The 24,523-nt window shown below is 63.2% G+C and carries 18 protein-coding genes and 1 tRNA gene; 5 read left to right on the top strand and 14 right to left on the bottom strand.

What is annotated here, in order from left to right:
- The first annotated feature begins 27 nt into the window (after positions 1-27).
- On the top strand, positions 28-1,485 hold the full coding sequence (locus tag FF124_RS04480; protein ID WP_138747279.1) for a peptide MFS transporter: 1,458 nt from the start codon (positions 28-30) through the stop codon (positions 1,483-1,485).
- Positions 1,486-1,652: 167 nt separating this feature from the next.
- On the opposite strand, the gene FF124_RS04475 is transcribed toward FF124_RS04480, so the two are convergent.
- The 3 genes from FF124_RS04475 to FF124_RS04465 form a co-directional block, all read right to left on the bottom strand.
- Positions 1,653-2,456 (bottom strand): 2-keto-4-pentenoate hydratase, encoded by an 804-nt coding sequence (locus tag FF124_RS04475; protein WP_138747278.1) that lies wholly within the window; start codon positions 2,454-2,456, stop codon positions 1,653-1,655.
- A gap of 254 nt (positions 2,457-2,710) precedes the next feature.
- Positions 2,711-2,786, bottom strand: a tRNA-Ala gene (locus tag FF124_RS04470).
- A gap of 305 nt (positions 2,787-3,091) precedes the next feature.
- Positions 3,092-3,484 carry a TIGR02300 family protein gene (locus FF124_RS04465; protein ID WP_138747277.1) on the bottom strand — a complete coding sequence of 131 codons (393 nt, stop codon included), beginning with the start codon at positions 3,482-3,484 and terminating at the stop codon, positions 3,092-3,094.
- 265 nt (positions 3,485-3,749) lie between these two features.
- On the opposite strand from FF124_RS04465, the gene FF124_RS04460 reads away from it, so the two are divergent.
- Entirely contained in the window at positions 3,750-4,325 is a 576-nt protein-coding gene (locus tag FF124_RS04460; RefSeq protein ID WP_187326817.1) for a transglycosylase SLT domain-containing protein, read from the top strand.
- Between the two features lie 17 nt (positions 4,326-4,342).
- Here FF124_RS04460 and FF124_RS04455 read toward each other — a convergent pair whose 3' ends face one another.
- From FF124_RS04455 to FF124_RS04410, 10 genes are all read right to left on the bottom strand, one after another.
- Positions 4,343-5,509: an alginate lyase family protein gene (locus tag FF124_RS04455; RefSeq protein ID WP_138747275.1), complete on the bottom strand. Its 1,167-nt coding sequence runs from the start codon at positions 5,507-5,509 to the stop codon at positions 4,343-4,345.
- A gap of 40 nt (positions 5,510-5,549) precedes the next feature.
- On the bottom strand, positions 5,550-8,327 hold the full coding sequence (locus FF124_RS04450) for a tetratricopeptide repeat protein (protein WP_138747274.1): 2,778 nt from the start codon (positions 8,325-8,327) through the stop codon (positions 5,550-5,552).
- Positions 8,324-9,592 carry an alginate O-acetyltransferase AlgX-related protein gene (locus FF124_RS04445; protein WP_138747273.1) on the bottom strand — a complete coding sequence of 423 codons (1,269 nt, stop codon included), beginning with the start codon at positions 9,590-9,592 and terminating at the stop codon, positions 8,324-8,326. Before FF124_RS04445 ends, FF124_RS04450 begins: the two co-directional genes overlap by 4 nt.
- Entirely contained in the window at positions 9,585-10,382 is a 798-nt protein-coding gene (locus tag FF124_RS04440; RefSeq protein ID WP_138747272.1) for a hypothetical protein, read from the bottom strand. Before FF124_RS04440 ends, FF124_RS04445 begins: the two co-directional genes overlap by 8 nt.
- Position 10,383: 1 nt before the next feature.
- A complete protein-coding gene (locus tag FF124_RS04435; RefSeq protein ID WP_187326806.1) occupies positions 10,384-11,976 on the bottom strand; it encodes a right-handed parallel beta-helix repeat-containing protein in 1,593 nt (530 codons plus the stop codon).
- Positions 11,973-13,391, bottom strand: a complete 1,419-nt coding sequence (locus tag FF124_RS04430; protein WP_138747270.1) for a mannose-1-phosphate guanylyltransferase — start codon at positions 13,389-13,391, stop codon at positions 11,973-11,975. Before FF124_RS04430 ends, FF124_RS04435 begins: the two co-directional genes overlap by 4 nt.
- A complete protein-coding gene (locus FF124_RS04425; RefSeq protein WP_138747269.1) occupies positions 13,388-14,584 on the bottom strand; it encodes a hypothetical protein in 1,197 nt (398 codons plus the stop codon). Before FF124_RS04425 ends, FF124_RS04430 begins: the two co-directional genes overlap by 4 nt.
- A gap of 10 nt (positions 14,585-14,594) precedes the next feature.
- Positions 14,595-16,061, bottom strand: a complete 1,467-nt coding sequence (locus FF124_RS04420) for a glycosyltransferase (RefSeq protein ID WP_138747268.1) — start codon at positions 16,059-16,061, stop codon at positions 14,595-14,597.
- An 8-nt stretch (positions 16,062-16,069) separates the two neighbouring features.
- Entirely contained in the window at positions 16,070-17,389 is a 1,320-nt protein-coding gene (locus FF124_RS04415) for a nucleotide sugar dehydrogenase (RefSeq protein ID WP_187326805.1), read from the bottom strand.
- A 262-nt stretch (positions 17,390-17,651) separates the two neighbouring features.
- Positions 17,652-19,421: an IlvD/Edd family dehydratase gene (locus FF124_RS04410; RefSeq protein WP_138747267.1), complete on the bottom strand. Its 1,770-nt coding sequence runs from the start codon at positions 19,419-19,421 to the stop codon at positions 17,652-17,654.
- A gap of 275 nt (positions 19,422-19,696) precedes the next feature.
- On the opposite strand from FF124_RS04410, the gene FF124_RS04405 reads away from it, so the two are divergent.
- The gene (locus tag FF124_RS04405; protein WP_138747266.1) at positions 19,697-20,302 is read left to right on the top strand and encodes a hypothetical protein; all 606 of its coding nucleotides are present in this window, start codon (positions 19,697-19,699) and stop codon (positions 20,300-20,302) included.
- Positions 20,303-20,441: 139 nt separating this feature from the next.
- Positions 20,442-21,797 (top strand): mechanosensitive ion channel family protein, encoded by a 1,356-nt coding sequence (locus FF124_RS04400; RefSeq protein WP_138747265.1) that lies wholly within the window; start codon positions 20,442-20,444, stop codon positions 21,795-21,797.
- 103 nt (positions 21,798-21,900) lie between these two features.
- On the opposite strand, the gene FF124_RS04395 is transcribed toward FF124_RS04400, so the two are convergent.
- The gene (locus tag FF124_RS04395) at positions 21,901-22,695 is read right to left on the bottom strand and encodes a DUF1206 domain-containing protein (RefSeq protein WP_138747264.1); all 795 of its coding nucleotides are present in this window, start codon (positions 22,693-22,695) and stop codon (positions 21,901-21,903) included.
- Between the two features lie 413 nt (positions 22,696-23,108).
- Here FF124_RS04395 and FF124_RS04390 point away from each other — a divergent pair, with 413 nt between their 5' ends.
- The gene (locus FF124_RS04390) at positions 23,109-24,455 is read left to right on the top strand and encodes an ABC transporter substrate-binding protein (protein WP_138747263.1); all 1,347 of its coding nucleotides are present in this window, start codon (positions 23,109-23,111) and stop codon (positions 24,453-24,455) included.
- Positions 24,456-24,523 lie beyond the last annotated feature (68 nt).

Below are 24,523 nucleotides of genomic sequence, written 5' to 3'. Positions count from 1 at the left end.
CCGCAGGCAATGTGAAGCGAGACCGCCATGCCCCCTGCCCCCGATACCAAGCAGCCCCGCGCCCTCTACGTGTTGTTCATGACCGAATTCTGGGAGCGGTTCGGCTATTATTCCATGGTCTCGATCTTCACGCTCTATCTCGTCAACGTGCTGAAGATGGACGATGCGCGGGCCTTCCTGATCTTCGGCGCCTATACCTCTTTCGCCTATCTGACCACAGTCGCCGGCGGCGTTGCGGCCGACCGGGTGCTTGGCTTCGGCCGGGCCATCATCACAGGGGCGATCATTGTCGGCTTCGGCTATCTGACGCTTGGCTTCGGCGGCGAGAAGCTGATGTTCCTGGCGCTGGCGCTGATGGCCGTCGGCAACGGCCTGTTCAAGCCGAACATCTCCGCCCTTCTCGGCCATTTCTACACCGATGACGATCCGCGCCGCGCGCCGGGCTTCACCATCTTCTACATGGGCATCAATATCGGCGCCTTTGCCGGCGCGCTTCTTGCCGGCATCATCGCCACGAAGTTCGGCTACACCATGGCCTTTGCGCTGGCGGGTCTTGGCAAGATGGCCTCGCTTGTCACCTATCTGGCCGGCAGGCGCTTTCTGGAAAAGCGCGACCGGCCGCCGGAGATCTCAGGCAGCGCCCGCTGGAATGCCATTGTCGGTCTTGCGATCCTGCTGGCGGTCGGGCTGTCGGCCATCCTTCTGTCACGGCCGGAATGGGCCGGGTGGTTCGTTTTCGCCGTTGGTGTGGCACTGGTGATTTCCTACTTCGCCATCATGGCCAGGGAAGACCCCGAAAGCCGCCGCCGCATGCTGATCCTGCTCGTGCTGATCCTGTTCTCGATCCCCTTTTGGGCGATCTACCAGCAGCAGGGCATCTCGGTCACGCTGTTCACCGATCGCGACATCAACCGGAATGTCTTCGGCTGGATCGTGCCGGCAAGCGAGGGCACGGCCTTCTCGGCGCTGGTGCTGATCATCCTTTCGCCCTTCATCGCGCGTCTCTGGCTCTTTCTTGCCCGCAAGGGCTATGCCGTCAGCGACCTGATCAAATACGCCCTCGGCCCGATCTTCCTTGGCCTGTCCTTCTGGGTTCTCTCGGTAGGCATCGTCGAGACCGGGGATACGGTCAAGGCGAGCCTGATGTGGATCGTGCTGTTCTATATCGTCTTCGAGATCGGCGAGATCTGTCTGTCGCCGCTCGGCCTGGCGCTGACGACCAAGCTCGCGCCGCGCCGGCTCGGCGGTTATGCCATGGGCGTCTGGTTCTATGCCACCGCCGCCGCCAATTTCGTCGCCGGCGTGATTGGCGATTATGCTGCCGTGCCGAAGGGCGCAGCGCCCACCGCGGAAGCCTCGATCTACGAGCACGGCTTCTTCGTCTATGGTCTTATGGCGATTGCCACCGGCATCGTCCTTCTCGTCCTGGCGCCTTTCCTGAAGCGGATGATGCATAACCGCGACGACACGGAAGCGCCGGGCTGAACGGAGGCAAACAGGTTGAGGAAAGCTGTTGGAACGCGTTGAAGGCCGATGTTTTTGCGGCGATGTTCGCCTTGTCGCGCAGGGTCGACCCTTGCGCGTCGGAAGAGGAGCAGGGCGACGGCCGGTAAAGCGCGCTGCCCGCAGACCGGCAGCTTGCAACCGTCGCGTCAGCGCGGCTTAGCCGCTTTTACCGCGATCTCGAAGACAGCAGCGCCGGCGAATTCGACGCGGGCGGTTGCCCCTGGTGTCACGGCGTGAATGCCCGTCGTCATGCCAGTCAGAACGATATCGCCCTTCCTGATCTTGCGACCGCGCCTCAGGAGGATTTCAGCAAGCTGGCGGATCGATTCGAACGGCCCGCCGGCGGGCTTGGCGGCCGATCCTTCGCCCGCAAGCGCGCCATCGACGAACATGCGGGAGGTCATTGCTTCAAGGTCAAGCTCTTCCCAGTCTGCGATCACCGGACCGACAATCGCGCCGGCATTATTGCCGTGGTCACTGACGACGGCGCACGGGCCGAGAGCGTTGAGGCTCGGCAGCGGCGACGAGGCGATCTCCGCGCCGGCGTGAAGGCCGGAAAGCGCGGAAAGGATGACCGCATTGGAAAAACCATCTTCGGCAGGCTCCAGATCCTTTGCGAAGACGGCGGCGAATTCCGCCTCAAGCGCTGCGAACCCGCCGTCGAAGACCGCAGCCTCGGCCACGCCGCCTTCCGGCCGGTGATGGACATTATCGGCGAAGATCGGACCGACGAGGCGCGTCGCGCCGAGCGTCTGCTGAAGATCGGGATGCACGCCGGCAACCTTCCATCCGGCAACCGGGCGGCCGTCAAGCTGAAGCGCCCTGTCCTGCACCCGGTACGCCTCTTCAAGGGTTTCCGGGAGATCGCCGGGGAAGGCCTCAAGGGGCGTCGCTGCGCGGCGCGCTTCAACAAAGGCGGCCGCGACATTCTCAATGTTTTCTTCGCTCATGCTCTCTTCCAACTGCCGCGAGCGGAAAAGCCTTTCCGCTCCGTCTTTTCCTGTTGCGGCTTCACGAGCTTCGCGGTCACTGCCTGCCCGCGAAGCGGTCGACTTGAAGTCTCCCGCAGGGCGCGCGACCCGCAACGTGATGCCAGGCTAACCGAGTATACTGTCGATGCCAGAAAGTACATGACGGATGCCGGCAGGAGGCGAGCCGACACTATTCGCATCGGAAAGCAGAGAACGGATGGAAAAGGAAAATTTGGTGGAGCTAAGCGGGATCGAACCGCTGACCTCCTGCATGCCATGCAGGCGCTCTCCCAGCTGAGCTATAGCCCCAACCTCCAGACCGCCTTAGCGGTTCGAAGCGACGCTTATCGCGTCGGGTGGCGGCTTATTACTGTCGATTCTCAGTGGATGCAAGCCATAAAAAAACAATGTCTGAAAAAAAGTGCGTACCGTCTCCCAAGAGAACGCGGAACGTCGCTCCGAATGGCAGTCATGTCAAAAACCGAAGACATTTCAAGCGACGGCTTCTGCAGGATATGGCCCATGCAGCCCGACGCGTTGTAAGAAAAAAACCGCCGGATCTGACGATCCGACGGCTTGCAAAGTCAGTGCGATAAAGCCCTCAACCGAGAGGATCAGTTGTCGTCGTCGTCGTCCGAAACGCCGATGATATCGGAGACGTCGTCATCGTCGTCATCATCGGTCTCAAGGAAGGTGTCGTCGTCGTCATCGACATCCACGTCGTCATCATCGTCGCCGTCAACATTGGGAATGTTGTCGGAGGGGCTGTCATCGTCTGATTCCGCGATCGCGCCCATCTCGCCGTTGCCGTTTTCGGCGTCGACTTCCGCAACCTCGTTTTCCTCTTCCTCGCTTTCGACAACGGCGATCGAAGCCTCATCCTCAAAATAGCTCAGCGGCCAGGAATTGCCCGAATAGGGCGAAACCACCGGATTCTTGTTGAGGTCGTAGAATTTCTTGCCCGTATCCGGGCATGTTCTTTTTGTGCCAAGTTCCGCTTTCGCCACGTTCAAACCCTCTCATGTTGCGGTTGAAGGCTGGCTTTCGCCGATCGAAATGCGCTGATCATTGCGCTTCATCTTCAGGCGGTCCCCTTATCGTCATGCCGCCCGTCTGTCAAAGATTAAGTTGAAAGAAATCGGCATTGCCGGGAAAGGCCGGCCGGACGCTCCTTCAGGCCGCAGCGGCGAAAAACAATGCGGGCGTTAACCATTCTTAAAAACCTTTCCTTAAGGTCCCGCGCGTAGACCATGCCTCATGTCTATTTCGCGCTTGAAGATTGTCTTTGCAGTGTTCTGCCTGGCCGTTCTGACGGGTTGCTCAACGACCGTCAGCAATGTCGGTAACAGCTGCGCGATTTTCGCCCAGAAGAACGGGATCTTCGAAAACTGGCGCCGCGACGCCGAGAAGGCCTCGCGCGACTACGGCGTTCCCGTTTCCGTTTTGATGGCGACGATCTATGTCGAGTCTTCCTTCGACAGCCATGCCCGTCCGCCGCGCAAGAAAATCCTCGGCTTCATACCCGGTCCCCGCGCCTCCAGCGCGCTCGGCTATTCGCAGGCGCTTGACGGCACCTGGGCCGAATACAAGAGCCGCACCGGCCAGCGCGGCGTCAGCCGCACGGATTTCGGCGATGCGATCTATTTCATCGCCTGGTATCACAACCAAAGCCACATCAGGAACGGCATCGCGCTCAACGACCCCTACAATCTCTACCTCGCCTATCACTCCGGCCATGCCGGCTATAGTCGCGGCGTGTGGAAAAGCCGACCGGTAGCAAAAAGCGCCGCCGCCCGCGCCCAGAAGATGACGCAGATCTACGAAGCGCAGCTGCAGCGCTGCCGCTGACGGCGCCGGCCAGCCCTCTATTGATCACCGCTCTTTGCTGTTTTCGGCGCAAAACAACCTGGCTGCATGGCCGGGTTGTTGCGATAGAGCAAGGTCAGGTCTCCGCCCAGCTTGGAGTTTGACAGGGGCCGGAGAGGCGCGAGCTTGCGGTCAAGCGCCGCATCGCTTTCCAGACTGAGATAGGCCTCGAGGAAGGCGATCGAAAACGGCTCCTGATTGTTGAGCCCCTGTTTGACCGTCTGCGGCTTGCCGGCAACCAGCGCGACCTCGCTCGGCTCCGCGATCCCCTCAAGCGCGAAGGCGACGGCCCTTTCGATCGCCGCCTGCTCGTCTTTGGAATAGGTGTAGTCGTTGTGGCAGATCAGCGCCGCCGAAGCCGTGAGCGGGGCCAGCGCGTGAAGCTGGTAGTGGAGCGCATAGGCGCCGCGCCGCATCTCGTAGGGCATGCTGCCGTTTTCGTCCACCGTCGCGAGAATGGTGCGCTGGCTGTCGAGCGCCCAGTTGATATATTCGGGCTCGCGCAGGATCAGCGCCGCCTCCGTCACGGCAAAGGCGGCCCAGAGTCTGAGGTTGCCCATCTTCGCCTTGGGCGGCGCGTCATTGCTCCAGTAATCCGTCAGGAAATCGGCATTCTTCCGCAACCAGGCCTCGATCGCCGTCTTCTCCTCGGAAAGGTCCTCGGTCTTGTCGCGCACCTGCCGGTAGGCGCTGGCAATGCCGCCCACCCGCGAGGCATAGGTCATCTTCGCGTTCTCCGTCTCAAGCGCGCTGAAGGCGCCGGCATTGGCCCAGACGGCGATGCCCGAGATGACGCAATCCGCCCTTGTCTTGGCTAGCACCGGATTGACCAGCGCGTCATTGGCGAGCCCGTCCAGCTGCCTGATGAATTCATCGGCATCCTTGAGCGCCAGATCCACTTCCTCGTTGCCCGCCGAATCGAGCTCGGAACGGTCGCTGCTGCTTTCCTCGTAACGGCTGCCATAATCGAGCGTCACGGTCGGCGCGGGGAAGACGGGACAGGCATCGCTGTCGGCATCGGGCGCGGGCGGCTCGGCGGCAGCGGCAAGGATCACTGCGGCGCCTGCGAGAAAGAGGTTGCGGCGGAACCTGAAAGGACCGGAATATAACCGGTTCGAGAGGCGTCCAAAGCCGGACTGCTCTCGCTCGCTGCTGAATTCGGCCAAATCGGGCTCCCTTTCGGTCGGTGCCAATGCTCAATGATGTCTACTGTACGCGCATGATGGAGAGCAAGGTCCCCGCCGTCTCGTCTCCGGCGCTGGCTGCGGCCTGCAGCCATTGCCGCGCCTTTTCCGCCGAGGGCTCGACGCCGAGCCCGAAAGCATAGGATTGTGCCAGCATCATCATGGCTTCGGGATCGCCGGCACTCGCCGCGCCGGTGAGCCACTTCGCCGCCTCCTTCACATCGTCCGGCGTCGAACCGTCCTGCAGCAGGAGCTTGGAAAGCTCGCGCATGGCGACCGGTTCTCCGGCGTTGGCCGCGCTCCGATAGGCATCCTTGAGATCGAATTGGGCCAGCACATTGTCGAACACGCTTTTCGGCGCGCTCCTGAGCTTTGCCACAGCGCTGTAGAGCGCGGCCGGACTTGCATTTCTCAGCTGGTGGAGCAGCAGTTCCTCGTGTAGCGCCTCGTCGTAGAACGGCCCGTCGCCGCTCGAGAACCAGTCGAGCAACCGCCAGACCGCCGGTTCGTAACCCTGGCGAAAGGCGGCGACATAGAGATCATAGGCCTCTTTCCGGTCATCGATTGACCCGAGCGCCAGATAGATATCGGCAAGCTTGACCTGCTGCCAGGCCTGTTCCGGCGAGAGCGCCAGCGCCGCGTCAAGCGCATTGAGCGCGTCGTCCGGTCTTCCGGCATCGAGCGCGTAGCGCGCCTTGCGCGCCAGCGCATTGAGGTCGCAGGGCATGATGGAAAGAGCGCGGTCATAGTAGAAATCCGCCGTTTCCTCGTCCGCCGAACGCGCGGCTGCAAACAGCATCGCCTCGAAATCCCCGACCGTCGCGATCTCGGCCAACATGGCGTCGGAGGGCTGGAACTGTTTCTTGCCGGCCGCGCGATAGGCGTCGTCCAGCCGCCAGAGGCTTGATCCCTTGACGCTGCCGCCGACCGCCTCGATCAGGTCCGTCGCCTTTTCCAGCGTCTCGTCGTCAATGACTTCGTCGGCCGGCACGTCGGCCAGGTAGATTTCCGCAAGCGCGGTCTTGGCGTAGGGGTCACCGCCATCGGCAAGGGCCTTCAGCGCATCGAAGACGTCCGTACGGCTGGCATCATCGGGTGCGGCCGCATAGGCCGCCTGAAGCACGGAAGCCTCGCCGCCGGCCCTGCCCGTCATCATCGCCCGCCAGTGGGCGACAATATCCTCGAATTGCGTGGGCTTGAGATCGGAGAGGATCGTCGTCAGCCGGCCCGCCGCCTGGCCGCTGCCGCCGAGCGCTGCCGCCTGCAGACGCGCCAGGGCGTCGGCAATCTCGGGTTTCGCCAGGTCCTTGGCTTCGATATGGTCCGGCAGTTCCGGAAGATTGTCGGGGTCAAGCGCCTGCCACGGCGCCCACCGGTCCGTCTCGGGACCGTCCGGCGCACGGCACAGAAGCGCGTTTCTCAGATCATCGATGGCGAGCGACTTGCCGTCCTCGGCCACCAGATCTTCAAACAGCGCGATCGCCTTCTGCCGGTCGGCCTCATCGCCGCGTTGAAGGTAGAGGCGACCGAGTTGCAGCTTACCCTCGGGATCATCGCGCTTCGCCGCCTCCTGAAACAGGTTTTCGCGCGCGCTTTCCTGGGCAAACAGCCCGGATTCGTCCTGCAGCATCGTCCCGAGCCGTGAGAAGGGCCAGCCGGGCGCATCGGGAAAGCGCGCCAGCGTCACCAGCCGCTCTCGATATTTCTGCTTGTCCTCTTCCGTGACAATGCCCTGCCTTTCCTGCAGCCTGATCGCGGCGATCAGCCCGTCCTCACTGCCGTCGGCGGCAAGCGCGTCATAGATGCGCATCGCCGCGACCGGATCCTGGGTCAGCAGCCGTCCCTGTTCGTAAAGCGATCCCATGGCAAGGCGCGCCGGAACGATGCCGGCTTCGTAAGCCTGGGTCAGATACCGCATTAAAAGCGTATCGTCCTGCGCGAGCCCGTCGCCGGAAAGCTGATAGCGCGCGGCCTTCCAGGCCGCCTCCGGATCGCCGAGCTCGGCGGCGAAACGGTACCACTCCTCCGCCAGCGCATGATCCTGGGCAATGACCTCGCCCGTCTCGAAAGCCCGGGCGATACGGCGCACGCGTTCGCATATGCCGCTATCGAGATTGCCGAGGAGCGAGGAAAAGCCGAGGGTGAAGGCAAGCTTGGGCGGCATGTCCCAACCCGGCACGCTCTGCCCCATGGCCGTCCGCTCGGCAAGGTCGAGAACGGCGTTCGGATTGCCGTTATAGGCGGCCTGGAGCTTGCGCTGCAGGCCGCGCTGCTCGTTTTGCGGCACGGCGCGGCCTTCGAGATAGAGATCGCCGAGGAAATTGACGGTCGCCGCCGAAGCTGCCGGCCCGGTTGCCTCCAGCTCGGCGACAAAGCCGGTCTCGCGCAGGTCGGCGAAACGCTCGGCCTTTACATAGAGGGAGATCATGTCGAGCAGATAGGCCGTGCGGTTGTAATAGGGATCAACCTTGGCCCGGAGGTTATAGGCCTTCTTGATGGTGTCGAAATACTTGTTCGCGTCGATATTGCGCAGCCGCGCCAGTTCGGTGTCGAGATCGCGATATTCGATGCCCGGGGGCAGGCGCTCCCCGTCCCAGGAGGACCATTGCAGTTTCAGCATGTCGTCGGACTTGCGCTGCGCGCAGACCTTGGCCGGCTGGATATCCGGCGGCCTAAAATCGATCGCCGGCTTTTCGGCATAGGCTGTCGAGACGCCTGCGGAGAAGACGACGGCGCTTAAAAGGACGGCGAATGCGACGCGGAAAATCCTGCTGCCGGCGGTGTTGGCATGCTCCGTCATTCATCCGCTCCGCTTTTGCCGCAAGTCGCGTGTTCGGCCGAGCAGTCACCGGCCGCGTTGGCGGAGAGCGTCAGCCAGGGCAGCGGGCCGAACCGGGCCAGGTTGGCGCCGGCCGGCACTTCCCAGATCAGGAACAGCGGTGGATGGTCCTGGAACTCCTGCGACTTCAGATAGGCGTCGATCGACTGGAACGGATAGGCATCCGCGCTTGCGCGATTGGCCACGTCGAGACCTGACGCCTGTCTCAGGAACCCGTCGAAATGGCTCTGGCCGCCGGCTGAAAAGCGCGACCCGACGAGAACCGCAGGCGCGGGCGCGTCGGAGCCCAGCACGTTGAACGGCCTGTCGGCGGCATAGGCCTCCTGGCCCGTCGTCTCGAACCGTTTCTCGCGGACCGCCGGCAGCGGCGCGCTGCAATGGGTCTGCAGCGCCGTGCGCAGGTCGGAGGGGCGCGAAATCTCGTCCTGTTCGGTGGTTTTGAACGTCATCAGGTTCGCCTTGCGGTAGGCCGGAAGCGCCTTGATCTCCGCCGCCACGGCCTCCGCCGCAAGCCGCGCGCCCTCCGGCGTCCACAAAGGATCGGCCTTCTGGAACGGCGGCGTTGCCGGATCGGCCTTTCTGAGCGCCGACTGCAGATCGACAACGACGACGCTCGCAGCCTTCAGCCGCGACAGAGCCTGCGCATAGATCTCCTCATTGACCGTCTCGTTGTAGCCGTAGACCCATGCGGAATCGGGCACGTCATCGGGCATGGCCTGGCTCTTGCTGGGCACGGGGGCGTAGACGAGAACCGTGCCGCGCTGGCGCAGACGCTTCGCAAGATCGCTGATGCTCTCGACGAGGGCAGGATCAGCGACCTGCTGCATGGCGATATCGTCCTTCACCGTGAAGAAGAACCCGTTGGCACCTTCCAGCACGGCCGGGTCCAGGCTTTCGAGGCCGGTGCAGCCATAAAGCGAGCCCGAAGCGGCCTGTCGGGGGGATGCCGCAGCTTCGGGCGCTGGCGTCTCCTGCGTCGATGGCGCCTCCGGTTCCGGCGCGGGTTGGTCGTCAGAGGCCGCTTCCTGCGCTGCCGGTTGCTGCGTTGCCGGTTGCTGCATTGCCGGTTGCTCGGGGGATTGCGCGGCCGCCGGCGGCGTCTGCGTCTCGGTCATCTGAAATGGCGGTTTCGGCGCGGCCTGGCCTGTCTCCTGCTGCGCCAGGGTGCCGCCGGCCGCAGCAAGGGCGGCGATCACGCCCGCAATCGTCAAACCGGCCTTATTCATCGTCGTCCTCCACTATGGCCGTCCCCGGGTCCGGATAGGAACGCATCAGATTTTCGGCAGCCGTACGCACGCTCAGATCCGGGCTTTCAAGCGCGATCGCAAGAAATCGCCGGATTTCCATGATCTCCGCCGGATCGTTGGGCTCCTTTGAAGCAAGCCAGAGCGCCGTCCGCAGGGCCAGTTGGCTGTCTCTGGAGGCTGAAGCGCCGGCCTTCATCAACGCTTCGGCCATGTCGGGGCGGTAGCCGAAAGGCCGGCCCTGGAGATAGAATTTCGACAGGACATCAACCGCGTCCCTGTCGCCCTGGCTTGCCTGCAGCAACAGCGCCCTTTCAATATTATCGAGACGCGCCTGCGGAATGACGGTCTGCCCGTCGTTCAGGATTTCGACAAGCGGATTGATCGCATAGCTGCGTCCCCGGGCAACCGCCACTGCGTAATAGAACGCCGCATCCGCTCTCAGTTCCGGCCGGTCGCTGTCGATGTAGCGCTCCGCCAGCGCATAGGCGGCAAGCCCGTCTCCGGCATTGGCCAGAACCCGCAGTTCCGCCGTGGTCACCGGCTGGTCATTGACGAGCTTGTCGCGGATCGCCTTGAGGCCCGGCTGCCGGTCATAACGCGAGTCAACCCGCAAGACATGCAGTTCCCGCTCCGACAAACGCGCTGAGGCGAACGCCGGAAGCGACATTCCCGCCTGCGCCGGCGGGGGAACCGCAAGTGTCGTGCTCATGAAGAGCAGAAAAAGCAGAACGGCGGCCGAATGGCCGATGCTTGTGCGACGCCTCGCCATTTCACTTCAGCTCCTCGAAATGGCAGCCGGTCATGTCGGACAGGCGGAACATGCCGTTGCTGTCGCCCTGGAAGATCAGCGGCGATCCGCCGCGCGCCGACGAGATCTCGAAGACGGCGTCCGGATCATCCTCATGCGCGCGGGCCCAACCGAGATAGCGCGGCGTATCGTATTGAAGCGCGCCGCCGAAAAGGAGCGGGAGTTGGTCGGAGAGATTGTTGCCGCTCAGCCGGATCGCGGAGAAACGTTCGGCCGTGATGCCGATATTGTTGGCAATGAACCGGTTCTGCGTGATCTCGACGCTGTCTGCCGGCGAGATACTGTCATTGATGGCGATGCCCGCCCCCTGATTGCGCACCAGGAGATTGCCGGCAAGACGGACGCCAAGGCTTTGCGAAACGGCAATGCCGTCCCGGCGGTTGCGCAGCACGGCGTTGCCGCGGATATCGACACAGGACCCGCCGGCAACCGCAACCCCCTCATCCTGATTGGCGACGAAGACATTGTCGGCGACGACGAGATGGCCCACGCCGTCGCGCGCGAAAAAACCGCGCCCCGCATTCTCCGCGGAGATATTGCCCCAAAGCTCAAGGCCGGTGCTTCCGATTGCCAGCATGCCATGCATGCCGCTCTTGACAATCACATTATCGCGGATTGCGCCGCCCTGCAGATTTTCCAGCCTGAGCCCGATCCCGCGGGCTTTCTGGATGCGGTTGCGGGAAAAGACGAAATCCTCGATGCCGGTGACTTCAACCGAGCGGACGTTGTCGAAAACCGTGTCGCTGACCGTGCCCCGGCTCTTGAGCGAGGCAAACGGGCTGGAGCCGAAAGCAAGGCCGCTCATCAGCGGCCGCGTGTCGAAACCGAGATTTGAAAACCGGCTCCCCGTGATGATCGCGCGGCCGCCGCGCGCGGTCAGGATGAAGGGGTGGAAGTCCGGAACTCTCGGCTGCGCGTCGGAGCCCGAGACGGTCGCGTCGGTCACCGTCAGAGCCCCGAGATTGAGGATAAACGCGCCCCGGTCGGCGGACAATTCCAGCCTGTCGCCGGGTTGGATCACGAGCGTTCCGTCTTCCATGATCACCAGCGGAATATTGAGGCTGTAGTTTCCGTCTGAGCCGATAAGAAAATCCTGCCAGCCGCTGTTTTCGAGCGCATCGGGCAAGGCAGAGAGTGTCAGCGACCCGGCTTTGACCACCAGCACCTCGCCGCCCGACGGCGCGGCCGCCTCCATCAGTTCGCGGTGCCCCGCGCTGCCGACCTCGAGCGCGACCTGCTGCAGGATCGGCGCGACAAGCGCCTTTCCGACCACACCCTGTCTTGTGCTGCCCGTTGGCGCAGCGTCCGAGCCCGCCGGGCCGGATTCGTTCGCTTTGGGACGGTCCTCTCCGTGGTTCAGCAGCCGATAGGCGGCATCAAGCGGCGCGTCAACGCCGTCCGCCGGATCGGCCTCCAGCGCCGCCATCATTGCGGTATAGTTGCGGTTGATAGTCTCGATGCCTTCGCGGTCGAAGGCCTTTGCGGCGCCGACAAGCGCCGGCACCAGCAGCAGCGCCAGGACGCTGCGCTTCCAAAGGCCGCCGACCACGCTCATTTTGCCTCTCCGCCCGAGACCATGCGCGGGCGCGCCTGAACCGGAAGGCCGAGTGGTACGACCGGCGTGACCGCGTGGCGCACCTCGACCAGCCGGGCCGGCTCCCCGCCGCCGTTTCGCAGCCGGCAGGCGCTGCCCGCAGCAACCCTGACGGTCTCGCCCGGCCATTTCCGGCCGATCTCGCTGCCGCCCTCCAGTTCAACGGCCCCGGCACAGACCGTCAGCACGCGATGTTCGTCCTTGAGCGGGGCGAGAGAAACGGCTTCGCCGGGGCGAATGTCGAGCGCGTAGACGCCGTAGCCTTCGCCGGAGCGAACCGGCCGTTCAAGCGGCTCAGCCACTTCACCGGCCGCGGTCCCACGCGACTTCAGCGCTTCAAGCACCATACGCACGTCCTGGGTGCGATCCAGCGAGGTCACGAGCAGAGCATCCTCGGTATCGACGATGGCGAGATTGTCGACGCCGACGGTCGCGACCAGACGCCCGGAGGACGCCCGCACATAGGAATTGCTGGTATCGACAGGCACGACATGGCCGGAAAGCACATTGCCGTCCCCGTCCTTGTCGCCGATCTCGTAGAGCGATCGCCAGCTTCCGACGTCGCTCCAGGAAATGGCGGCAGGCGCCAGAAGCACCTTGTCGCTGTGTTCGAACACCACACTTTCGGTCGCTTCACCATGGGCGCGGCGGAAGTGTGTGTCGCAAAGCTCGGTGCGGCCGGGCTTGCGGCCGGCATTGCGGACCGCCTCGCTGACCGCCGCGAAGGTCTCCGGATCGAGCCGCTGATATTCCGCCATCAACACATCGGCGCGAAACAGGCTGACGCCCGAAGCCCAGTAGGCATGGCCCCCGGCAATCAGCCTTTCGGCCAACGGTCGCGCCGGCTTCTCGATGAAATGGGAAACATCGTGCGCGCCTGGATAGCGCGTGCTCGGTCCGCTGTCGACGATATAGCCATAGCCGACCTCCGGATAGGCAGGCTCGATGCCGAACAGCACGATCCGTCCGTCGGCGGCAGGCGCGCGCATCTTCAAAAGCACGCTGCTGAAATCCCCCTCGATCAGGTGATCGGACGGCAGCACGGCCATCAGCGCGCCGGGATCGCGCTCATTGATCGCGATGGCGCTCGCCAGCACGGCGGGCCCCGTCCGCCTGGCGGTCGGCTCGATCATCAGCTCGCCCGAGCGGCCGATCGCCGCAAGCTGGTCGCGCACCACATCCTCATAGCGCATGCCAACGCTGACATAGGGAGCATGAAAGCCTTCCCCGCTATGGCGCTCCACCGTCGCCTGGAAGAAGGTGAGCGAACTGTCGGGGCCGATCCTGTGAAACTGCTTCGGCGTGTTGAGACGCGAAAGCGGCCAGAGGCGCATGCCAACGCCGCCGCACATGACGAGAGGATAGATCGCACTCATTGCCCGTGCTCCTCGACCGTTCCGGCAAAGGCATTGCCGATCAGCGGCCAGTCATTGGCCCGTTGCGAGAGCGATTGCGCCCGACCCGAGAAAGGCAGCATGGCGCGGATCCTTGTCAGCAGATTGGCGTAGGGCTTGCTGGTAACGGTAAGCGCCACCGTCTTGCCGATGTCGCCCGCGCCCAGCGCGCCGCTCGGCGCCGAAAGGCTGACGATGCTGCGCGAGCCGGAGCCGCCCTCTTCGGCCTTCACGTCGACAACCGTCAAGGGTAGCGTCTGTCCGTCCGGCAACCTGGCCTCCGCCTCGGCACCGAAGAGCAACATTTTCGACAGATCGTCCGGCATCACCACCTTGATCGTCGGGCCGGCGTCGCCGGTTTTCACATAGGCGATCGGGGTGCCCGGAAGCACGGTCGCTCCGACGGTTCCGTTCGACGTCAGCATGATGTCGCAATTGCAGGGGTTGGAGAAATTCAGCACGCCGCCGCGCGCCGATTGCAGCGAGAACACCACGCCGCCCTCCGGCGCCTGGCTGTCGACATAGGCGATCTGCCCTGCCTCCGGCGCCGTCAACGGCAGGCCGGCGGGCGTCACGGTCGCAAGCCCGGGCACCTTGTGCACGAAGATATGGTAGTGGATCGTCCAGACAGTCAGCGCAATGAGGGCCACGGTAAGCGCGCCGACCCAGAGCAGGCCGAAGACCTTGCGAAGCCGCTCTTTGACGGTCGGCGGCTTCGGCGGCTCCAGGACTTTCGACTTTTTCTTGTATTCAGGCGGGATGCGCAGCACTTCGTTGATCTCAATGAGGTCGCCCGCCAGATAGGCGTTCATCATATAGCGCAGATGCGCAAGATGCGGGCCGGTCGGATCGAGAAACACGAGCTTGTAGGCGCCGCTGCGGCGGTCCTCGAGACCGGCGCGCACCTCGATCGGCAATACGATCGAATAGCCGTCGAACTGGAAGCTGAAACGGGCGATCAGATCGCGACCGGCAAGATCGGCGCCGCCCCAGCCGCCGACATAGGCGGCAACAAGCGATATGCCCACGCCCTCCAACTCCTGGCCGTCGATGAAGACCGAAAACGGCATCCAGATCGAGGGATGGTCGCTGTCATGGCCGTTGTCGGGCAGGTCGGGCGGGAGACGGATCTCCTGCTCGTTGCCGGCATCGTCAGTGCGGTTTTCCTCAAACATTGCCAAGCTCCTAAGCGCCCGAGATATCAACGAGCCAAACCATGCCCAGCACAAGCCATCCTACAGCAAGGGCATGCATATAAAAAGAAAAGCGATCGGACGCCAGAATACCTCTTTTGGTATCGGTCGTGGCGGCTCCGGTCTGTCGGGTCCATTTCTGCCGGTCGAGCCGGAAGAGCACATAGGTCTTGACCATGGCGCCCACAAGCTGGCCGAAATAAAGCATGAAGGGATAGGTGATGGGAAAGCGGCTCGCCCGAAAGGTCGAGATCAACGCGCATGTGACATAGCGCGACAGCATCACCCATGAAATATAGAACAGCAGCACGAACGGATTGAACACCACCGTCGCGATCAGCATGCCGCACGGTCCGGCAAGCGACGTCCACATCGACATGCGCTGGTCAAGGATCGACCACCAGGTGAAATAGCCGATCCGGCTTGCCGGCAGCGCCAGCGCGCGGTTGCTGGTGCGCAGCGTATTGCCGAACCAGCGCCGCATCAGCACGATGGCGGAATCGATGAAGCCCTCGCGCGGTTGCGTCTCGACGGAAACCGTCTTGACGTCCGGCAGGTAGCCCATCTTGTAGCCGCGTTGCAAAAGCCAGTACCAGGTCGACTTATCGTCGCCGGTCAGAAAATCGATGCGCCCGAAGCGCCAGTGGTCGATGAAGTCATGCTGGACGCTTTCGATGAAGGTCGGGTCGCTGGCGAGATCGCCGCGAAAGGCGGACATGCGCCCCGTCAGCGTCAGGACGCGCTCGCTCAGGCCCATGGAGGACATCATCATCTGCCGCTGGGAGAAGCGCAGCGCGAACCAGTCCTTGAACAGCCTTCCGCCTGAGGCCTCCGAAACCTCGTCCGTCGTCACCGCGCCCATGATCGGATCGGTGAAGAAGGGGGCCGCCTGGGCCACCACGTCCGGCGGCACGCGAGTGTCGCCGTCCACCAGGAAGATGACGTCCTGCCAGCCGGGATTGAGCCGCGCGATGGTGCGCATCGATGTGGCCAGCGCATCCCGCTTGCCGGTGCCGGGGATCCGGTCGAACTTCAGGCTGACAAGGCCGGACCTGCTCGCATCGGACAAGGCGAAGATCGCCTTGATCAGCCGGACGTCGCTCGCATCGACGACCGAGGAGACGATCGTCGCGCCCCCTTCCGAACGCGCTGCCGCATCGAAGATCGAACGGTAGACCGGCCCCGTGATCGACGGGTCGATCTTGTAGGTGGTGACCAGGAAGAAGGCGTGCGCGCGCCACTTCTGCTCCCGGTAGCGCTTCTCCGCGGCCTTGCGCCGGCGCGGAAAGACAATGTGGAGATAGATCTTCGCCCTGATGAAATTGATGATCGCCCAGGAATAGCGCCAGATGCCGAGCGTGCCAATGGTGAGCGCCAGCCCCGTTGACTGGCCCACGACTTCAGGCGCCGCGAACAGCCCGATATTCAAACACACAAGCAGGTACAGAAGATGATACACAGTCTTTCCTACCAGCAGATTCCTTCATAGGCCGGGCCCGAGACCTTGCCTGGCTCGACGCGCGTCAGATCCACCATCGGCTTCTGCCCCAAAATCGCGGAAAGCGGGGCGACGGCCTCTTCATAGCGATGGCCGACGACGACGATATCTGACAGCGCTATCAGGTCTGACATATCCCCGACGAGCTTTTCCGCGAGGTTCTCGACCTTGTCATTGCCGCGGCCGGCGCCGGCCATTCTGTCATCAAAGGCCGATTTCACAAAGGGGTCATAGATCCTGACCGTATAGCCAGCGTCAATCAGCCTCCTGGCAAGGGCGGCAAGCGGGCTTTCCCTCAGGTCGTCGGTGGCCGGCTTGAAGCTGATCCCGACCATGCCCACGGTCTTGCCCTCGAACTTTCTGACCAGAGCCTCGGCGCGGGCCACCTGGTTCTCGTTCGCCGCCATGATGCCGTCGAGAAGCGGCGCGCCGACGCCCCTTTCATCGGCAAGGAAGCGCAGGGCCCGCACATCCTTCGGCAGGCAGGAGCCGCCGAATGCGAAGCCCGGCCGCAGGAAATAGGGCGACATCGAGATCTTGTCGTCGGAGCAGAGGATCTTCATCACCGTCTGGCCATCAACGCCGACGCTCTTGGCGATGTTGCCGATCTCGTTGGCGAAGGTGATCTTGGCCGCGCGCCAGCTGTTGCTGGTGTATTTGATCATCTCGGCGGTCTTCATGTCGACGGCGTGATGCTCCACCGCAAAGGAAGCATTGAAGCCGGCGAGCATGGCCTGCGTCTTCTCGTCCATCGAACCGTAGACGACGAGGCAGGGCTCGAAATAATCCTTGATCGCCGAGCCCTCCCTGAGAAACTCGGGAAAATAGCCGACGCCGAACGTCTTTCCGGCGACAAGCCCCGAGGCGCGCTCGAGTTCCGGCACGCAGACGGTTTCCATCGTGCCCGGCACCAGCGTGGAGCGCATGACGATGCTGTGGAACGCGGGCTTTTCGGCAATCGCCGTGCCGATCGCCGTGCAGAGCGCCTTGACCTGCGACAGGCCGATGGCGCCGTTCGGCTCGCTCGGGGTTCCCACACAGACGATCGAAACGTCGCTCGATGCGACGGCGGCGAGAATATCCGTGGTTGCCGATAGCCTGCCCGCCTTCTGGTTGGCGGCGACGAGTTCGGCAAGCCCTTCCTCGACGATCGGGCTCTTGCCCTCGCTGATCGCCTGGACCTTGGCCGGATCGATATCGACGGCAATCACCTCATGGCCCTGTTCGGCCAGACAGGCGGCAGACACGGTTCCCGTATAACCAATGCCGAACACACTTACTCTTGCCACGTTCTACCCCCTTGTATCCGGGCGCGCGCACCGGACCTTCAAAACCTCTCCGAAGAGAGCGCTATCATATCTCGCCGACCACAGAGCCGGAATCAGTTCCCCGCTTGAGAAGGGCGGGCGCGACTGCCGGTCGCGGCACAGGCTGGCGGTCCATCTGCCGCCATTAATCATGAACATCGCCTGAAATCCTAAACATATCGTATTCAGCGGGCATTTCGGGGCGCCACGGTCAGGAGCATGCGGCAGCAAGAGCCGCGCGCGCCTAATGGTTATGCCGGGGCGGCCGCGAAGCGATGTCGCGAAACGTATCGGCCCCCGAAAGCGTCGCACCTTCGTCGATCTGCGTGACAGAATTGCGATAGATGCGCTGCCATGGTGTCGCATCCGGCGGCACTTCGGGAATGCCTTCCGCCTTTCGGCGCGCAATCTCGGCATCGTCAACCAGCATGTCGCAGTGGCCGGCATTGAAATCGATGCGGATGATATCGCCTGTGCGAAGATAGGCAAGACCACCGCCGGCCGCACTTTCCGGCGAGGCGTGGAGGATCGACGGACTGTCGGCCGTGCCGGACTGGCGACCGTCGCCGATCGTCGGCAGGCTGTTGATGCCTTTCTGGATGAGGCGATCCGGCGGCTGCATGTTGACCACCTCGGCCGAGCCCGGCCAGCCCAGCGGCCCTGCCCCGCGAATGGCAAGGATGGTGTTATCGTCGATATCGAGCGCCGGATCGTTGATCCGGGCGTGATAATCCTCCGATCCGTCGAAGACGACCGCCTTGCCCTCGAAAATGCCTTCCCGTCCCGGAACCGACAGATACCGCTTGCGGAAATCCTCGGAGACGACGCTCATCTTCATGATGGCGAAATCGAACAGGTTTCCCTTCAGCACCAGGAAGCCGGCGCGCTCCTGCAACGGCTCGGAAAACGGCCTGATCACGGCCCGGTCGCTTGCCTGCCTGCCTTCGAGGTTTTCGGCCATGGTCCTGCCGGTGACCGTCGGGCAGCCACCGTCAAGCCGTCCCGCCTGCAAGAGTTCCCACATGATGGCCGGCACGCCGCCGGCGCGATGGAAGCGCTCGCCGAGGAACTCGCCCGCCGGCTGGACATTGGCAAGCAGCGGAATGTCGAAGCCATGCTCCTGCCAGTCGGACGGCTTCAGCTCGACCCCGGCATGGCGGGCAATGGCGGAAAGATGCGGCTGGGCGTTGGTCGAGCCGCCGATCGCCGAATTCACCCGGATCGCATTGAGGAAGGCCTCGCGGGTCAGGATATCGAGGGGGCGGATATTCTCGTTGACCAGTTCGACGGCGCGCCGTCCGGTGCGATAGCCCATCTGTCCGCGCTCGCGATAGGCGGCGGGAATGGCGGCGCAGCCCGTCAGCGACATGCCGAGCGCCTCGGCCATGGCATTCATGGTCGAGGCCGTGCCCATCGTGTTGCAATGACCAACAGAGGGCGCGGAATCAAGCGCCGCCTCGAGAAATTCCTCGCGGCTGATCTCGCCGGCGGCGAGTTTGCGGCGCGAACGCCAGATTACCGTGCCGGAACCGACCAGTTCGCCCTCGTGCCAGCCGTCGAGCATCGGCCCGCCGGAATAGACGATCGCGGGAATGTTGACGGTGGCGGCGGCCATCAGCGCGGACGGCGTGGTCTTGTCACAGCCCGTGGTCAGCACCACGCCGTCGAAGGGATAGCCATAGAGCAACTCGACCAGGCCGAGATAGGCGAGATTGCGATCAAGCGCCGCCGTCGGGCGCTTGCAGTTTTCAAAAAGCGGATGGGATGGAAACTCGATCGGGATGCCGCCGGCATCGCGGATGCCGTCGCGCAGACGCCGGGCGAGATCGAGATGGTGCCGGTTGCAGGGGTTGATGTCGCTGCCGCTCTGGGCAATGCCGATGATCGGCTTGCCGGAGCGCAACTCCTCCGGCGTGGTGCCGTAATTCATGAAGCGCTCCAGATAGAGCGCCGTCATATCCGCATGGTCCGGATTGTCGAACCAGTCCTGAGACCTGAGGCGACGCTGCGGCATGTGTCTTCTCCCATTCCTTTCGGACCCGCAAGCCGGCCGACCGCCGGAGGCCCGGCGGCATATGATCAGAAATCGGCGGACGATGCACGGTTTTTAGAAACCATCATGCCAGCGGAAAAACGGCGACCGCTCGGAACGATCCCCGCCAGTACCCGTTTAACAGGCATCGAATTCAAACGGAGCAGACATTATGAACGGTATCATCTACCTCGTAGGCCTTGTCGTCGTCGTCATGTTTATCCTGTCCGTCCTGGGCCTGGCATAAGGGTTCCACCATGGCAGAACAGGAACATATTCCCAAAACCGCCGCGCCCAGGCCGGGCGTCTCCTATCTCGAATGGGGCGCGATCTTCGGCGGCGCGGCCGTTGCCGGCGCGCTCGCCACCGTTCTCTCCCAGTTCGGCGCAGGCATCGGACTTGCCGCAAGCGACGCGCAACCCACGCAAGACAGCCTCAGCTGGGCGCTCTTTCTGATCGGCCTCTGGCTTATTCTCGTCGCCTTCGCCAGCGCATCCGCCGGCGGCTATGTCGCGGGGCGCATGCGCTCGCATTTCGGTGACGGAACCGCGGACGAGAGCGAGTTCCGCGACGGCATCCACGGCATCGTCGTCTGGGCGCTGTCGACGCTTGCGCTCGGCGCGGGCGCGGCCCTCGTCTCCGCCATTTCCGGCCTCGGCGCGACATCGGCAAGCGGCGAGATGACGGATGAAATGATGCGCATGGCGCAGAATGCCTCCGTCATCACCGCATTCGGTTCGGCCGCAGGGGCGGTCCTCGGCGCGGCCGGGGCCTGGTTTGCCGGCGTTGCCGGCGGCAAGCACCGCGATGAGGGCCTGTCGATCCACAGTTTCGTGCCATCGGCGCTGCGTCGCAAGGCGTGACGAAAACGCGACAAAACGAAATCTCAAGCGGGCCTCTTGACGCGGCCCGCTTTTGCCGTTCCCTCAAACGGATCAATGCGCGTGTCACCAGACGCGCGCTTTGCGCTACAAGAGGGATGGATGGAGGGGACAGCCGGACATGAAAACCATACTCGCCCTGATCTTCTGCCTTCTCGCCCTTCCGGCGGGGTTGGCGGGTTTTGCCTTTGCCCAGACGACGAATGCCGGCATCGAGACGGATATTGCGGCCTCTTCCGATGCCGCGATCGAGGCGCGTCTCTCAGGCATTTTCGACCAGATCGAGGGACTGGAGAATATCGATGCGACCGTACGCTCCGGCGTGGTGACGCTGCGCGGCAAGGTGCAGGAGGCTCGCTTTGCAGCCCGAGCGGCCGAGCTTTCCGAACGCGTGAACGGGGTGGTTGCCGTCAACAACGAGATCGCCGAGGAAACATCGGTCGGCGAGAGGCTGGTTCCGGTTTTCGAAAGGCTCGAGGCGCGCGCCTTGCAGGCCTTGAGCTATGTCCCGCTGATCCTCGTTGCGCTTTTATGCTGGGCGGTCGTCGCGTTTTTCGGCGCCTTTCTGGCGCACCGCCGGTGGCCTTTTCGACAAGTGGCACCAAATACCTTCATCGCCGATCTCTTGCGCCAGGTGGTGAGGATCGCCTTCATGATCATTGGCGGCGTGCTGGCGCTTGATATCCTCGGCGCGACCGCGCTGCTCGGCACGCTGCTGGGCGCTGCCGGTATTGTCGGGCTCGCAGTCGGCTTTGCCGTGCGCGACACGGTGGAAAACTACATCGCCAGTATTCTTCTTTCCGTCCGCCAGCCCTTCCGCCCGCAGGATTTCGTCAGGATCGACAATTACGAGGGTTTCGTCATCAGCCTGACGGCGCGCGCCACCATCCTGATGGAGGTTGACGGCAATCATATCCGCATTCCGAACGCCACCGTGTTCAAGAGTGTGATCATCAACTACACCGTCAATCCGCAGCGCCGCTTCACCTTCGAGGTCGGCGTCGACGCCAACAGCGATCTCGATCGCGCGCTGAAGATCGGGCTGGAGACGGTATCGCGCCAGGACTTCATCCTCGACGAGCCGGCAGCCGACGCCTGGATCCGGGAGCTTGGCGATTCCAATGTGGTGCTCGTCTTCGTCGGCTGGGTCAACCAGGCGGCGACCGATCTGCTGAAGGCGCGGTCCGAGGCCATGCGGCTGGTCAAACGGGCGCTGGAGACCAACGGTTTCTCGCTGCCAGAACCGACCTATCGTCTGCGCCTTGACGACGACATTCAGAGTGCGCTTTCATTCCCCGCAGCGAGCCTTTCGACCGGCGAGGAGCGCAAAGCGGCGGCGGTTTCAAGCGAACCCGAAACGGCGCAGGACACGGCGATTGATAGCGATCTGCAGAGACGGATAGCCGAGGAGCGCCATCAGCAGGGGCGCGGAGACCTGCTGGATGAAAACGCGCCGAACGAATTCGGCAAGTCCTGAACGCTGGATCGTGCGGCGGTCAATCTGAACGGCCCGGGGATCAAGCTCTTTGTTTTAGTCATCGGCTTGTCGAACACCGGACGCCACTTTTTCGCCCGATGCCCTAGGCATCCTCGATATTGATCTCGCGCCAGATGGCCTCGGCAAAGGAATAGACGGCGAAGAGCACGACGCCGATGCCGAGCGCCGCCAGCAGGAATGCGCCGAACGGCAAGTCCTGGATATATTCCAGCGCATCCTTGAGCCCCGGCGTTTCCCCTCCCTCGCCGCTCGAAAGTCCGCGCAGGACCAGCATCACCGCAAGGGTGGCAAAGACGCAGCCGCGCGCTGTGAGGCCCGTGATCGAGATGGGGTGCAACCATTCCATGACCGTTTCCGACGCCTTCAGGTGATCGGCATATTTGCGTTTGTAGGCCTTGACCCAGTGGGCGATCGCCACGCCCAGGAAGATGGCGGCAAGACCAAGCGAAACCGGACGCGAACCGACGAAGGCGGCCAGCATCTCGGCCGGCGAAGCCCCCCCGCCGCGCCCGCCGCCATTGGAAATGCCGACCAGCGAGAGGGCGTAAAGGGCAAGCAGGCCATAGGTGACCGCGCTGGAAAACAGGCCGGCGCGAACGGCGAGCCCCTTCGCGCCCGTGCCGTGATCATCCGGATCCATGACCGACTGGAACACGCGCCAGACGCCGTAACTGATCAGGCCTATGATGAGGATTGCGATCAGGACGGAACCGAAGGGCTGCTCGAGAAGGGTCTGCAGCGCGCCCTTGGTGTCCTTGCTTTCGGCCGCGCCGATCGCCGCGAGCACCGCGAACAGGCCGATGATCGTATAGACCAGGCCGCGGGCGAAATAGCCCGTTCGGGCCAGGTGCTTGATCCATCGTGCGCCTTTTCTCATTGAGCGTCCCCTTTGCTTCGCTTCAACAAGGCAACGCCCGGTTTAGGCCATTGTTCCTGTCGGAACAGGCGCGTGCGGCTGCATTTTCGTAAGCCCTATACGACCAAAGTGGAACGGGACGGCGGATCAAAGGCGGCCGCTTGCCTTGACCGATCCCCTCAAAGCGCTAAAGTTTATTCAAGCGGTGGCGCAAACTTTGCGCCTTTTCAAACCGCTACGACAGGCTGATGGGAGGAGAACCATCGGTTTCAGATGCTTTTGGCGCCATGCGCCGGGAACGCGCGGCGGGCCGCACTGTCGACCTGCCTGTCTCGCCCATCTGGCGGACGAGAACTGACGGGAACAGGCCCTGCTGCAGGGCTTTGGAGGAAAGCCGATTTCCGGTTTTCCATGGGACGCTTTTGGAGGACATGATGAAAACACTGAAGACACTGACGGCGACGCTCTTGCTCTCGGCAAGCGCGGCATCCATGGCGCAGGCCGACACGATCCGCTTCTGGACGACGGAAGAACAGCCGGAGCGGCTGGCCAAGCAGCAGGAAATCGCCGACGCCTTCAAGGAACAGACCGGCAATGAGGTGCAGGTCATTCCGGTGACGGAGTCCGAACTTGGCACGCGCGCCACCGCCGCCTTTGCCGCGGGCGACCTGCCCGACGTCATCTACCTCACCGTACAATATGTTCTGCCCTGGGCCGAAGCCGGCATTCTGGACGCTGAAATCAACGACGAGATCGTCAACGACCTTGGCATCGACACCTTTGCCCCCGGTGCGATCGAGATGGCGCAGTTCGAGGGCATGACGGCGGCCGTGCCGGTCGATGGCTGGACGCAGATGATCATCTACCGCAAGGACCTGTTCGACGAGGCAGGCCTTGCCCCGCCGGATTCCTACGCAAACATCGCCGCCGCCATCGAGGCGCTGCACAATCCGCCGGAGATGTACGGTTTCGTTGCCGCGACCAAGATCGACGAGAACTTCATGAGCCAGGTTCTGGAGCACGTCTTCCTCGCCAATGGCGTGACGCCCGTCGATGAGAACGGCTTCAAGCCGCTGGATGAAGCCAAGACGATCGAGGTTCTCGACTTCTACAAGACGCTAGCCGATGCGTCGCCGGAGGGCGAACTCTACTGGCAGCAGTCGCGCGCGCTCTATTTTGACGGCAAGGCGGCGATGATCATCTGGTCGCCCTTCATTCTTGACGAGCTTGCCGGTCTGCGCGACAGCGCCCCGCCGACGATCAACGACGATCCGACTTCCACGGAGCTGGCGCAGATGACCGATGTGGTCACCACTTTCTCCGGTCCCTCCAACCCGGATGGCGCGGCATGGGCGGATATCCGCTATCTCGGCGTGACGGCGGATGCGACCAATCTCGATGTCGCCGCCGACTTCATAAAGTTCTCCATGGACGAGGGCTATATGAACACGCTCTCCATGGCGCCGGAAGGCAAGTTCCCGGTCCGTCGCGGAACTGCGGACGAGCCGAGCAAGTTCGTCGACGAGTGGGCGACGCTTCCCGTCGGCGTCGACCGCAAGGCCCCGCTTGCCGATCTCTACCCGGAAGAAACCGTACAGAAGATCGTCACCGGCCTTGAGACCGCCAACCGCTGGGGCGTGAAGGAAGGCCAGCTGGCGCTTGCCTCCAAGATGATCAACAGCCAGATCATCAACCAGGTCGTGCGGGAGTATATCGACGGCGAAATCTCCGGAGAGGAAGCCGTCGAGAAGCTGAATTCGGAGCTTTCCGGGATCAACTGATCCCGAAGGCCGGACAAACCGCCGGGCGCTGTTCGTCAGCGCCCGGCCCGTTCTTTTCCGAAGGCTTT

The sequence above is a fragment of the Martelella lutilitoris genome (genome assembly GCF_005924265.1).
GTDB lineage: Bacteria > Pseudomonadota > Alphaproteobacteria > Rhizobiales > Rhizobiaceae > Martelella > Martelella lutilitoris.
The sequence above is the reverse complement of the archived record's forward strand: the minus strand, read 5'-3'. Positions and strand labels throughout refer to the sequence as shown.